The 12,251-nt window shown below is 53.1% G+C and carries 11 protein-coding genes and 2 pseudogenes; 5 read left to right on the top strand and 8 right to left on the bottom strand.

Annotated elements, in window-relative coordinates; all coding sequences use genetic code 11:
* Positions 1–359: IS630 family transposase (locus ABD76_RS25680; protein ID WP_197257801.1), on the top strand; the 359-nt coding region annotated here is incomplete at its 5' end.
* A 240-nt stretch (positions 360–599) separates the two neighbouring features.
* Here the strand turns inward: ABD76_RS25680 and dhaK are convergent.
* Complete coding sequence (gene dhaK / locus ABD76_RS25675) at positions 600–2,360, bottom strand: dihydroxyacetone kinase subunit DhaK (RefSeq protein ID WP_197259806.1); 1,761 nt, start codon at positions 2,358–2,360, stop codon at positions 600–602.
* Between the two features lie 2 nt (positions 2,361–2,362).
* Positions 2,363–3,493: a glycerol dehydrogenase gene (locus tag ABD76_RS25670; protein ID WP_197259805.1), complete on the bottom strand. Its 1,131-nt coding sequence runs from the start codon at positions 3,491–3,493 to the stop codon at positions 2,363–2,365.
* A gap of 199 nt (positions 3,494–3,692) precedes the next feature.
* Between ABD76_RS25670 and ABD76_RS25665 the strand changes: the two genes are divergently transcribed.
* Complete coding sequence (locus tag ABD76_RS25665) at positions 3,693–4,709, top strand: PocR ligand-binding domain-containing protein (protein ID WP_197259804.1); 1,017 nt, start codon at positions 3,693–3,695, stop codon at positions 4,707–4,709.
* Between the two features lie 40 nt (positions 4,710–4,749).
* Here ABD76_RS25665 and ABD76_RS25660 read toward each other — a convergent pair whose 3' ends face one another.
* Positions 4,750–5,652, bottom strand: a complete 903-nt coding sequence (locus tag ABD76_RS25660; RefSeq protein ID WP_197259803.1) for a LysR family transcriptional regulator — start codon at positions 5,650–5,652, stop codon at positions 4,750–4,752.
* A gap of 135 nt (positions 5,653–5,787) precedes the next feature.
* Here ABD76_RS25660 and hutG point away from each other — a divergent pair, with 135 nt between their 5' ends.
* Together hutG and gltS are read left to right on the top strand one after the other, a co-directional pair.
* A complete protein-coding gene (gene hutG / locus ABD76_RS25655; protein WP_420901973.1) occupies positions 5,788–6,774 on the top strand; it encodes a formimidoylglutamase in 987 nt (328 codons plus the stop codon).
* Complete coding sequence (gltS, locus tag ABD76_RS25650) at positions 6,758–7,945, top strand: sodium/glutamate symporter (protein ID WP_197259801.1); 1,188 nt, start codon at positions 6,758–6,760, stop codon at positions 7,943–7,945. The genes hutG and gltS overlap by 17 nt, the downstream gene beginning before the upstream one ends.
* 101 nt (positions 7,946–8,046) lie before the next feature.
* On the opposite strand, the pseudogene ABD76_RS25645 reads toward gltS, so the two are convergent.
* Both ABD76_RS25645 and ABD76_RS25640 read right to left on the bottom strand, forming a co-directional pair.
* Positions 8,047–8,608 (bottom strand): annotated as a pseudogene (locus ABD76_RS25645) (HXXEE domain-containing protein).
* 110 nt (positions 8,609–8,718) lie between these two features.
* Complete coding sequence (locus ABD76_RS25640) at positions 8,719–9,306, bottom strand: TetR/AcrR family transcriptional regulator (RefSeq protein ID WP_197259800.1); 588 nt, start codon at positions 9,304–9,306, stop codon at positions 8,719–8,721.
* Between the two features lie 354 nt (positions 9,307–9,660).
* Between ABD76_RS25640 and ABD76_RS25635 the strand changes: the two genes are divergently transcribed.
* The gene (locus ABD76_RS25635) at positions 9,661–10,101 is read left to right on the top strand and encodes an Hsp20/alpha crystallin family protein (RefSeq protein WP_197259799.1); all 441 of its coding nucleotides are present in this window, start codon (positions 9,661–9,663) and stop codon (positions 10,099–10,101) included.
* A gap of 268 nt (positions 10,102–10,369) precedes the next feature.
* Here ABD76_RS25635 and ABD76_RS25630 read toward each other — a convergent pair whose 3' ends face one another.
* From ABD76_RS25630 to ABD76_RS25620, 3 genes and pseudogenes are all read right to left on the bottom strand, one after another.
* Positions 10,370–10,654: an amidohydrolase family protein gene (locus ABD76_RS25630; RefSeq protein WP_197259798.1), complete on the bottom strand. Its 285-nt coding sequence runs from the start codon at positions 10,652–10,654 to the stop codon at positions 10,370–10,372.
* A 335-nt stretch (positions 10,655–10,989) separates the two neighbouring features.
* On the bottom strand, positions 10,990–11,538 hold the full coding sequence (locus ABD76_RS31085) for an IS66 family transposase (RefSeq protein WP_197259797.1): 549 nt from the start codon (positions 11,536–11,538) through the stop codon (positions 10,990–10,992).
* A gap of 34 nt (positions 11,539–11,572) precedes the next feature.
* Positions 11,573–12,251 (bottom strand): annotated as a pseudogene (locus ABD76_RS25620) (hypothetical protein); the annotation flags it as partial.

The raw sequence follows: 12,251 nt of genomic DNA, 5'->3' as shown, positions 1-12,251 counted from the left end.
CAGCAGAAACGTTTCTCAAATTCTTGAACAAAGTACTTGAAGCATACCCTTCAGGAACCATTACCATGATTCTGGATAATGCCAGAATCCATCACGCCAAGCTACTCGAGCCGTTTCTGAAAGAAAACAAGCGACTGACCTTTGTCTTTCTTCCGCCGTACAGTCCGCAACTGAATATTGTGGAAGGACTCTGGAAGTGGCTCAAAGCGGATGTCGTGAATAACGTCTTCTACCACACTGTAGCTGAGATACGGAAGAATGTCTGCTCTTTCATGAATGCTGTGATGAAAGAACCTCAAGCAATCATCGACCGTCTCTGTGTGCGGATGGAGTCTGATATAGTAGTGGATATTCTTTAGTTCAACTTATATAGCTACCCGAAATTGATTCCTGCAAATCTGCAGGATTTTTCCCCACTTCGGCCCCGAACGGGATAAAAAAGGTCAAAAAGCTGCACCAGTGCAGCTTTTTGACCAAATCGGCCTCCCAAAGGAGTAAATTACTGTAGTTTTGCAGCAATGGTCTCCCGAACGGAGCACGCAAGCCCCCCGGGAGCCCGGCAGCGCTGCCCCTGCCCCTGCAGCTGCAGGGGTCAGGTGCTACTCCATCACCCGCGCCAGCTCGGTGAAAATCACGCCGAGCGCGTAAGCGCCGGCGTCCGGGTAGCCGAGACTGCGCTCGCCAACCGTGCCTGCCCGGCCCATGCGGGCGACGATCGTCTCCGTATGCATCGCGCCTTGGACGGCGGCTTCCGCCGCGGCCGTCGCGGCGGTCTTCACATCGGCGCCCGCTGCGGCGCTCCGCTCCCAGGCGTCGGCGAACGGCGCCAACGCGTCGATCAACGTCTTGTCGCCGACGACAGCGCCGCGGCCGAAGGAGCGTTCGCCGGTGTCCTGAATCCCCTTGACGACCGCCTGCATCATCTCCGCGAATTCCGGAACCGTCAGTTCGGTGCGGTCCCCGGCATATTTCCCGGCCGCCCGGAACGCCGAGCCCCAGATCGGCCCGGAAGCGCCGCCGCAATGCTCCATAATGACCAAGGAGCAAGCATGGAAGAACTCGCCGATATTTCCGGCGTGATGCGCCATAATCTCATGCCATTCGCGCTTCAATTGCTTGAAGCCTTTGGCGACGCTCATGCCGAAGTCGCCGTCGCCGGCATGCGAATCGAGCTCGCAGAAGGCCACTTCATTCTCGATAATAATCTCGCTCATCTTGTCCGTCAGATAGATCAAGTTGTTCAGCGAGAACACATTCCGTTCAATCTTCGCATAAGCAGGATCCGTCTCGCAGCGATAGGACACGGCTTGCTTCTCCGCCGTCTCCGCAGCCTCCTCCTGGACAGGCAGCGGAGCGAACGGCCCGCTGACCTGGAGCGCCGGCGTATCGCAGTCCGCCGCCAAATACTTCTTCAACTGATCATCCAGCCGCATCAGAGACACGGAAGCGCCGGCCATATCGATGCTTGTCATATAGTTGCCGACGAAGACCTTAAAGATGGAAACGCGACGACTCCGAATTTCCCGCACGACCGCGTTCGCCAGCAGATACAATTCCTGCAGCGGCGATCCGCCGAACCCGTTCACCAGCACCGCAAGCTCCTCGGCCGAACCATCGTCCAGCTTCATGTCGCGGAACAGATCCGCCACCATTTTCTTCGCCAGCTCATCCGCCGACTGCATCTTCTCCCTGCGGATGCCGGGCTCGCCGTGAATGCCAACGCCGTACTCGATTTCATCCTCGCCCAGCTCGAAGGTCGGCGTCCCTTTGGCCGGAACGGTGCAGGAAGTGAGGGCGAAGCCGATGCTTCTCGTGCGGTCGATCGCGTGTTGGGCGACAGCCTTCACGTCCGCCAATTCCAGGCCCGCTTCGGCGGCGGCGCCGGCGATCTTATGCACGAGCACCGTACCGGCCACACCTCGGCGACCGACCGTATACAGACTGTCTTCCACCGCGATGTCGTCATCCACTTTCACATAATCGACCTTGATGCCGTCTTCCTCCGCGAGATGGGCCGCATTTTTGAAGTTCATAATGTCGCCGCTGTAATTTTTGATGATGAGCAGCGTGCCCTTTTTGCTGGCGGAAGCCTTGATCCCTTGATACACCTGAATCTGGGACGGGGAGGCGAACACGTCGCCGCACACCGCCACATCGAGCATCCCCTGCCCGACGAAGCCGGCATGAGCCGGCTCATGGCCGCTTCCCCCGCCGCTGATCAAGGTAACCTTGTCCGCGTTCAGCTCTCTCTTCTTCACGATCTTGTATTTGCTGATGAATTCCAGCTCCGGATGGGCAAGCACCAGTCCGCGGCACATTTCCCGGACGAGCGTCTCCGGCTTATTGATGATCTTCTTCACGATTATTCACCCTTTTGCTTAAATTGCTGGCCGATCTGATCCGCGACGCGAATCGCGGCCACCACCATATCTTCATTAACCGGGAACGGCATCGAATGAATCGACTCTTCCGCGATGCAGGCTTTGGCCGCCACATTCCGCAGCTCTTCATCCGTCACGCTCGTGACGCCGATATCGGCGAGACAGACCGGAAGGCCCACGCTGACGCAGAATTGCAGCACCTCATTGATTTCCGCCGTGCTCGCATTTTCCAGAACCAATTGCACCAGCGTCGTAAAAGCCACTTTCTCCCCATGATAATAATGATGGGTTCCCTCGAGCGCAGTCAAGCCGTTGTGAATCGCATGAGCCGCCGCGAGACCGCCGCTTTCGAAGCCCAAGCCGGACAACAGGATATTCGTTTCGACAATATTTTCAAGCGCAGGCGTCACCAGATTCGCGTCGCAGGCCGCTTTGGCCTTGGCGCCATCCTCCAGCAAAGTCTCATAGCACAGCTTGGCCAGAGCCAGCGCGGCCCGGGTGCCTATTGCCGCACCTACTCCCTCTTGCTCGCCGCACGGCAGACCTGCATTGACTCGCGAATACGAACTCGCCGTCGCTCTCGCTTCGAAATACGTCGACAGCGCATCCCCCATCCCGGCGACCAGGAAGCGCGTCGGCGCATTCGCGATGACCGTCGTATCGATCATGACGACCGTCGGGCTTTGCTTGAAATAAGCATAATCGTCGAACTCGCCCTCCGGCGTATACAGCACGGCGGAATGGCTTGTCGGCGCATCCGTCGCCGCGATGGTCGGCACGATAATGAGCGCTTCGCCTTCCGCGACGCATTTGGCGGTATCGATCGCCTTGCCTCCGCCCAGCCCGATCGTGCAGGCGCAATTATGCTCCGCCGCAAGCTGCTTCAACCGCTGCACTTCCTGACGGGTGCACTCCCCATTGAAACCGCTCTCAACTAGCGTCACTCCATAGGTTTTCATGGTATGCTCGAGCTTCGGCTTGACGCGCTGCACATCATCGGCATGGGCAATCAGCAGAGCCGATTCTCCGAAGGTTTTGATAAAATATCCCAGATTCAACAGCTCATTTTCACCTTGAACATATTTGGCCGGACTGATAAACGCTCTTCTCATCTGCGTAATCCTCCTCTGTTGATTTGTATCTCCATTATAGTGGCGGCCCGGGACAAGATCATGGCACTATTCCTGCAAAATAAAGCGCTATCTCATCGTATTTTCTTATCCTATATTTTGAAAATGGTATTATCTTGTCCTGTTATCCGATTATTATGTGCTATAATAGGGCGGAGCGTACGGAAGGAGAATGAGTGATATGACCTCGCGTTTTAATCTGGACAGCATCATCGATATGGAAAAATGGCAGACGCTGCAGGACTCGCTCTCTCTCGTTACGAAAATGGCCGTCATCACGACCGATTATAAAGGCGTGCCGGTCACGAAGCACAGCCACTGCCAGAGCTTCTGCCAGGCGATACGCCAGGACGAGGCCTTGTCGCCCTACTGCCAAAAATGCGACGCCCGGGGCGGCCTGGAAGCGGTGCGGCTGAACAAGCCTTATATCTATCTCTGCCACTTCAATATTGTCGATATCGCGATCCCGATTATCGTGCACAATCAATATATGGGCGCGATTATGGCCGGACAGGTCAAACTGCGCGACAACCCGATGGAGCTGGAGCAGATCGTGACGCGCCCCTCCAATGCCGTCGCCAACGCCAAGTTCCGCAGCCTGGAGCACGAATACGATTCGCTCCCGGTCCTGTCGTATGACGAAGTGGTGACGATCTCGGAGATGCTGTACCATCTGTGCAATTATATCGTAGAGGAAGCGATTCATAAAAACGCGACCATCGATATGTACCGCCAAGCGTTAACCGGCACGAACCCGATCCTCGATTCATTCGCAGATCAGGCGTTCCGCAGCATTCAGACGATGAAGAGCGAGCTGGAAAACACGCTGATCGACAGCCATATCAGCAGCATCACCCAGCAGAGAACGGCATCATCCAACCCGATTCTGCAGCCGGCATTCGATTATATTTATACGCATAAAAGCGAAAATGTAAAGCTGGCCGATATGGCGGCCCTATGCCATGTCAGCCCGAGCTATTTCAGCCGCATCTTTACGAAGGAGACCGGAGAGAACTTCTCCGTGTTCATCCCCCGCCTGAAGATGGAATGGGCCAAGCAATTGCTGGAGACGACGGATCTGTCCGTCTCGCAGATCAGCAACGATCTCGGCTTCAGCGAACCGAGCTACTTCATTAAAACGTTCAAAAAATTCGAGCGCATCACGCCGGCCCGCTACCGGCAAATTTATCAGCGCTAGATATAACCGCTCTATCGCAAGCGCCGCAAGCCAACGTCCGTCAGACGTTGGCTTTTGTGTCTGCCGCGAAGCTCCGTTGAACGTCTTCCAGGAAGCTTTGGACCGCGGGAGCCAAATACCTGTTTTTCATATACGTCAAATACACCGTCCGTTCCAGCGCAGACGAAACCATCGTTTTCCGGACAATCGAGGCATCCTTCGGTTCCACCAAATAATTTTCAGGGATGATCGCCACGCCCAGATTTTCTCGCACTAGGGTCAACGCGGTCTCAAACCGTTCAATTTCAAATTGGATGTTCGGGGATGCTTGTTCAAGGGCAAAGGCTTCCAAAATATCCTCCCTCGTCTGGAACCCCTCCATGCTAATAATGAAAGGCTCCTCGGCCAGCTCTGTAAAAGCGATGGATTCCTGCGCGGACAGCGGGTGATCCCGATGCAGCACAAGCACCAACTTCTCCTTGTATAAAGGAAGCGATTCGATGTCATCCTCCTCAATGCACTGATTGGTAATGATAAGATGGGTATGATATTTCCGCAAGGAATCGATGACAGACTTCCGGCTCAACACCTCGATCAGCTTGATCCGCATCGAAGGATACCGGCCTTGATATTCGCAGATCACCTTCGGAACCCAATGCCTCACCGACTCGATCATGCCGATGATCAGCTCCCCGCTCCCGGTCAGCCTTACTTCCTGCATCTCCTTTTTCAAAATGTTCATCTGGGACAAGAGCTGAAGCGATTTGGTATACAGCACTTTGCCGGCGTCCGTCAGCTCAATTTTGCGGGTGCTGCGTTCCAGCAAGGGCGAGCCGACCTCATGCTCCAGATTTTTAATGGCGTTGCTTAGCGAAGGCTGGGAAATATGCAGCTTTTGCGCAGCCTTGGAGTAGCTCAACTGATCGGCAACCGTCACGAAATAATATAACTGCTTGATGTCCAACCTTATCTTCCTTTCTAATTTATAGCCACAAGCTATTAATTTATCAATATTATATATTTTAAATTATAATAATGTCATCTTATAATGAAACAAACAACCGAATACAGGTCAGAACACAGAGAGAGGATGGGAACATTGCACAACCATGTTGAAGCTGATGTATGGACCGGACGGACGGACCATACAGAGAGAAGAAGCAGCTTTCGCTACCATCAAATCGTGGAACCGATCGATCTGGATACATGGCAGACTGAGTCGGCAACCCAGGCCAAGACCTGCGCCATCATCGGCTTTGAATGCGAGGAAGGGGTGCGGCGGAATCAGGGCCGAGTGGGCGCGGCACAAGCTCCGAATGCGATCCGGCAGGCGCTCGCCAGCATCCCCTGGAGAGCGAAGGAAGGCCACCGTCTTGTCGACGCGGGCAATATAAGCTGCATCGGCCAACGGCTGGAAGAAGCCCAGGAAGCATTGGGCCAGGCGGTCTCCCGCATCCTGTCCGCAGCGGCGACTCCCATTATATTAGGCGGAGGCCATGAGACCTTGTATGGGCATTATTTAGGGGTCCGCCACTATATCGGCGCAGACGCTTCGCTGGGCATCATCAACATTGACGCTCATTTTGATTTGCGCGCCTACGACCGGCAGCCTTCCTCAGGAACGATGTTCCGCCAAATATTGGAGCAGGACAAGAGCAGCCATTATTTTGTGCTCGGCATTCAGCGCTTCGGCAATACGCAGGAGCTGTTCGACAAGGCGGACGAGCTTGGCGCAGGCTATATTTTGGAGGAAGAGATGCAGGAAGGACTGATGGAGGAGATTACATCCGCCGTGCACGAATTTATCGACCAGCACGATTATGTGATGCTTACCCTGTGCACCGATGTGATCAATGCGGCATTCGCGCCGGGAGTCAGCGCTCCGTCCCCTTTCGGGTTGACGCCGATGATTGTCCGCAGCCTGATTCGTACGGCAGCCTCACATTCGAAAGCGCTTTCTTTTGATATTTGCGAAGTGAATCCGGTCGTAGACGAACAGGGAAGAACCGTGAAGTTAGGTGCTTATTTGACGAATGAAGCCATTATGGCCATTTTAGGGAGGGACAACGATGACACTGGCACTTAATCAAGTGAACACGATATTTTTGGCCGTCGCGCTGCTCGTACTGGGAACATTCATTGTGAAAAAGACAGGCGTGCTGCAAAGATTTTGTATTCCGGCCCCCGTGGTCGGGGGTCTGCTGTTTGCCATTATCGCCACGATTCTGAAGACGACGGGCCTGTTAGCCATTACATTGGACACCTCGCTCCAAAGTCTGTTCATGCTCACGTTCTTCACCACGGTAGGCCTGGGCGCCAGCTTCCAGCTTATCAAACTGGGCGGCAAGCTGCTCGTCATCTATTGGCTTGCCTGCGGCTTCCTCGCTCTGGCGCAAAACGTCATCGGCGTCTCCCTCGCCTCGCTGTTCGGCATCCATCCCCTGATCGGGATGATGGCCGGAGCCGTGTCCATGGAAGGCGGACATGGAGCCGCAACCGCTTTTGGACAAACCATCGAAGAGATGGGCATCCCTTCCGCGCTGTCCATCGGGATTGCGGCCGCCACGTTCGGTCTGATCGCCGGCGGATTGGTCGGCGGCCCGACCGTAAAGTATTTGCTGGGCAAATACAATTTGAAACCTGCCGAAGCGGCTGAAGAGGCTGCTGACGTGAAAGAAAACGCGCAGCCGATCACGACCCATACCTTCTTCATTCAAGTCTTGCTCATCACCTTCTGCATGGCGTTGGGGACCTACTTGGGAGATCTGTTCTCGTCGGCAACCGGCTTCGTCCTGCCCGGCTATGTCGGAGCCATGTTCGTCGCCGTCATCGTCCGCAACATCGTCGATAAATTCAAGCCCCAGGCCATCGATATGAAAAGCATCAACCTGATTAGCGACGTCACGCTTGGCATCTTCCTGTCCATGGCGCTCATGAGCATCAAGCTGTGGGAGGTCGCCGATCTGGCGCTTCCAATCCTCGTTATCGTGCTGGTCCAGGTCGTATTTATCGTCCTGTTCGGTATTTTCATTTTATTCCGCCTGCTGGGCAAAAACTATGACGCCGCCGTAATGGTCGCAGGCTTTACGGGCCACGGCCTTGGCGCCACGCCCAATGCGATGGCCAATATGGCTGCGGTCACGGAGCGCTTCGGCCCTTCCCGCAAAGCGTATCTGATCGTTCCCATTGTCGGCGCCTTTCTGATTGATGTGTTCGCTATGCCAATCATTATTACGACGCTTAATTTATTTAAGTAAAGAGTCTATCAGGCATTAATTCGCTTCAATATGAAATGAATGGGCTGAAGCAGATGAACCTTGTCATGCAAGCATCCGCCGCGAATCATCTCGAGCCCCCATCACCGCGCTGCGTTTTTCGTTTTTGCGGACAAGTTGTAAGGGCCTAGCTTCGGAGTAAACGCATACGGCGAGTGTTCGTCCTTCAGCCACATATTCCCCTTAATGATGAAAATATAGACGGCGATCACAAAATAAACCGTGCCCAGAATCCAATCCCACGCGCTTGCAATGTTGTGAGTCACGATATGATAGATATACCAGCCGCCGATCGGAAAATGAAACAGGAGGACGGCGCCCAAGCCGGGATTGTAGATCGTTTTGGCTTTGATGTTGGCAAAGATGCCATGCCATATAAATTGGAAAAAGCCCATGAAGACAGGGGCAAGACCGAGCCAGATGAGATGCGGCACAAAGACGGGGAAGAAGATAAAACAAATAAGCGATGCCGAGGTTGATTATCATGGCGGATTGCGCATTCAGCGGGTAGCGTTTCGGATGCTCGCTTCGAAAAATAACGCCGTTAAACAGCCCTCCGAAGTAACCCGGCCACCGATATTCTTCAAATTGATGCACCAATATCGCCACAAAGCTGAGCCACAAAATAATCTCGATTTCCGGCATGCGCGCTCCATTGACCACTAACCCGATGCATACGAAGAAAACGACAACGACACCCAGATCCTGCCAATGATCTCTTAGAAATTTCATGTTCCCCGCTCCTTTTCTTCTCTTTATTCAGGAAAATATCGTTCAAACAAAAAGTCGATCTGCCGGTCGATAGGAGCTTGCTTGACTCCGGCCCCGGATTCAAGCAGCGGCTTCATTAAGGCAGGGAGAAAAATGGCGCCGAAAAGTTGCGTAATCATCATCATTAACAAGTCCGGCCGTTCCTCCCCCGTCATCTCGGTCAACACCTTTTGCAGCTTGTGAAATCCGGTGGCCCGCAAAAATTCCCCATACTCATGCTGGGACGCGAACATCGCCGAGCCGGCGGCTATCGTGTGCAGCACCAGCTCCGGATATTGCTGAATGACCTGAACGTAGCGGGCCAAAAATAATTTCAAACGCTCCTTCGGCGGCGCAGACACATCATCCAGCACATCGAACGTATCGCGGAAGCCGATCAGCAAGCCCTTGATCGCCTCGTTGATCAGCTTATCCTTGGAACCAAAATAGTAATTGACAAGCGCGATGTTCGTGCCGGAACGGGACGCGATCTTGCGAATCGTCACGCTGTCGAACCCTTCCCGCTTGATGACGTCCAACGTCGTCTGCAAAATCTTCTCTTTCGTATCATTGCTCTGGCCTGGCGGTGTCATCGAACCCCTCCCTATTCTGAATGGATGTAAGATCGTTCTCCTTCCCAAGGCCTCATTGAAATGAAGCAACAGATGAAGCAAAACACCATCTTAAACACTGTTTAAATCATTGTTTAACGTAAGTGCAGCACCTTTTCCAGATCAAAGCAAGCGATTCGGCATAATAAAAAAACCTCCCACCGTGGAGCTGGAGAGGTTGTAATGGTTGTGCTCCCTTTATCTTTGCGGAATTTCACGATTTCCGAAAAGGCCACGCCCGTCCAGAGCGCAGAGCGGAGCAAGCCAGGCATGAATAATTCCGTTTCCTTTGGTGACAGTAAGAATGAAACTTACATGAAATGGAGGCAGTGCCACATGCCATTAGTGCCATACGAGCCGTTCCGCCATCTGGAGACGATGCGGCGGGAACTGGACCGGTTCTTCGACCATGATTTTTCTCCCTTCAAGGCAGGAACGCCGTTCCTCGGCCATCTAAACGTCGATGTCTATGAGACGGAGCAGGAGGTGGTCGCCACATGCGACATTCCGGGCCTGGAGAAAAAAGAAGATGTACATATCGATGTCGATCAAAACATGCTGACGATCAGCGGCTCGATCCAACGCGTGAATGAAGTAAAGGAAGAGCATATGCACCGGCAGGAACGGTTCTCGGGACGTTTCCACCGTTCTATCGCCCTGCCGGCGCAAGTGTCTCCCGACAACGTGACAGCTAGTTACAAGAACGGCGTGCTGGAGGTTCGGATGCAGAAAATGCAGGGAGACAACAAGAAGCGAATCGACGTCCAATTCCATTAACCGGCTGCAGCAAAACCTCCCGTCCAACGACCCCGTGGACGCGGAGGTTTTGCCGTTTCGCTCCGACTCTGCCGCCTCCGTCTGCGCTTTGTCCGCGCTTTATCCACGTTTTATCCGCTTTTTGTCCCCGACTTTTTCCACCTCTCCATCTCGCCTTTTTTCGGCTTCGTCTTGCCTTTTTTTCGGCTTCGTCTTGCCTTTGTCTGCGTCTTTGCCTGGCTTTTTTTGCATCTTTGCCCGCCTATTTCCGAGCCTTTTCCTCCCGCTCCTATTTCAACCGTTTGCCGCCCACATAGACTCGCTCGATCGCGGACGCGTCCTCCAGCACCTTGATATCCTCCAGTGGATTGCGGGACACAACGACCAGATCCGCCTTCTTGCCGGCCTCGATCGTGCCCGTCGAATCCTGGATCGCAAGCGCGGCGGCCGATGTGCTCGTGGCGGCGACTATCGCTTCCATCGGACTCATGCCGATGTCGCTCACTAGCAGGCTCAACTCCATTGCATGGAGTCCATGATCGATCGGAGCCACTCCCATCAGGTCGATCCCCATTTAACCGGATCAACCTCCCGGCGAAGAGCGGAATGCACAATCTCCCCTTTCTGGCTACGGATGCGGCCTGAGCCGGTATGGCTGCTATGCGCATCCCCGCGGGCCGTCCGGGGTAATTGCTCCTCTCCCCTTTGAAAATGCTGCCAAAATACAGTATTCTCCTAGACCGCGTTAATCGGAAAATAGAATCCTGGTCGAGTAGGCGGGGCCTTTCCTTCCGAGGATTGAGCCCCTACCCCTCACAGATCCGTACGTGCGCAATTAACGCATACGGCTCTTCACATCAATCATTTACAACGTATGGTTTTTGTTTTTTTCTACGACAGCATAATTAGCTAACAAGTTATTTCATCCCATTCCTGCTCAAGTGCCGTGAGGTATGCCTTGGGATCACGATTAAAACGTCTGCGCTCTACATGTTCGTTCAATCGAGAACGCCACGTCAGTTGGAATTTCATGTAAGTGGAATAACCGACGGAGCGTAGACGATTCTCAATATGCTCCTGACGTAGGGCGTCCTGAATCAATACGATCAACTCTCCATTTCGCTGGATGTAGGTGTTCCAGTTTCGAAGTCCTGTAATACGACGATGATTTGCTTTGGTCTGTCGAAAAAATCGCTCTAAATCATTGTTTGTTCTCGGAAGATGGTACTCGTCGTAACAAGTAAACAGACCATTCCAGAAGCCATTTGTATACCGGAGAATGTTCTCCACTATGGGAACGTCATCGGTTTGTGTGTAGGTTTGTTTCATCCATCCCAGCAGTGCGGTCATCTCCCACCGAGCCGTTTCTCTGCTTCTATCAATTCTAGGTTCCAGTATGTTGGCAATGTGTTTCAGCGGTTTTCGCCAACGAGCAACGGTTTCGTATACAGGTAACATTTGATCTACTTTACTGAAAATGTTAATTATATATTCAAGGAATGAGGCCCCTTTTTTTACGCAAGCATTGAGCCAACGAGGCTTGAATAGCTTGCGCACGTTCATAGATCAGCATACCGGGCAACTCGAGTGGGGGATCGCCATCCTCTAACAACAAGGCACGAACAGCTGCAATGTATTTTTTAGCGATTTGAGCTTCTGCCATTTCGGTTGAAGCTTGCTCCTTTGCGGTTTCACTCGCGGTCGAAATCTCGGTTTCGTTAACACGACTTTCGATTTTCTCGATTTTACGTTCAACCTCTCGAATCCCGCGCATGCTTTTCTTCAATTCTGTCTTGAGTTTTCGGTCTGCATCAACAATCGGTTTGGCAATATCCTTCAAATCATGATACTGACAATACTGGTACGGCACGTCGGGAAGAAGAGCTTCGAAGGCCAGACGAATCGAATGCTGACCGTCACCGACAATTCCGACAATAGGAAAGCCGAGTTCAATCACAGGCTCGATAAGAGTTTGCAATTCCGCCGCTTTGCCACTCTTCATGTTCTTTGCGGCAAGCACGGTCCCACTAAATACTTCGCGCAGCACATAGAGGGTTTCGTTGCCTTTTTCAGGCTGAACACCATCCATGGATAAAAGGATGCCACCGTTTTGTTCCGTCGTTTCGGCGAGGACCTTGCGGACATGATCATTGAGACTGGCGGCCAAAAGA

Origin of the sequence: Paenibacillus dendritiformis (genome assembly GCF_015845845.1) — a bacterium.
Classification (GTDB): Bacteria; Bacillota; Bacilli; order Paenibacillales; family Paenibacillaceae; genus Paenibacillus_B; species Paenibacillus_B dendritiformis_C.
Note: the sequence above shows the minus strand (reverse complement) of the source record. Positions and strands in the feature narration are given on the sequence as shown.

Excerpts from the sequence above, each read along its gene's own strand:
- ABD76_RS25640 (WP_197259800.1), bottom strand. The coding sequence starts at position 9,306 with ATGACACCGCCAGGCCAGAGCAATGATACGAAAGAGAAGATTTTGCAG.
- ABD76_RS25670 (WP_197259805.1), bottom strand. The coding sequence starts at position 3,493 with ATGAGAAGAGCGTTTATCAGTCCGGCCAAATATGTTCAAGGTGAAAAT.
- ABD76_RS31085 (WP_197259797.1), bottom strand. The coding sequence starts at position 11,538 with ATGTTACCTGTATACGAAACCGTTGCTCGTTGGCGAAAACCGCTGAAA.
- ABD76_RS25665 (WP_197259804.1), top strand. The coding sequence starts at position 3,693 with ATGACCTCGCGTTTTAATCTGGACAGCATCATCGATATGGAAAAATGG.
- ABD76_RS25630 (WP_197259798.1), bottom strand. The coding sequence starts at position 10,654 with ATGGGGATCGACCTGATGGGAGTGGCTCCGATCGATCATGGACTCCAT.
- gltS (WP_197259801.1), top strand. The coding sequence starts at position 6,758 with ATGACACTGGCACTTAATCAAGTGAACACGATATTTTTGGCCGTCGCG.
- ABD76_RS25635 (WP_197259799.1), top strand. The coding sequence starts at position 9,661 with ATGCCATTAGTGCCATACGAGCCGTTCCGCCATCTGGAGACGATGCGG.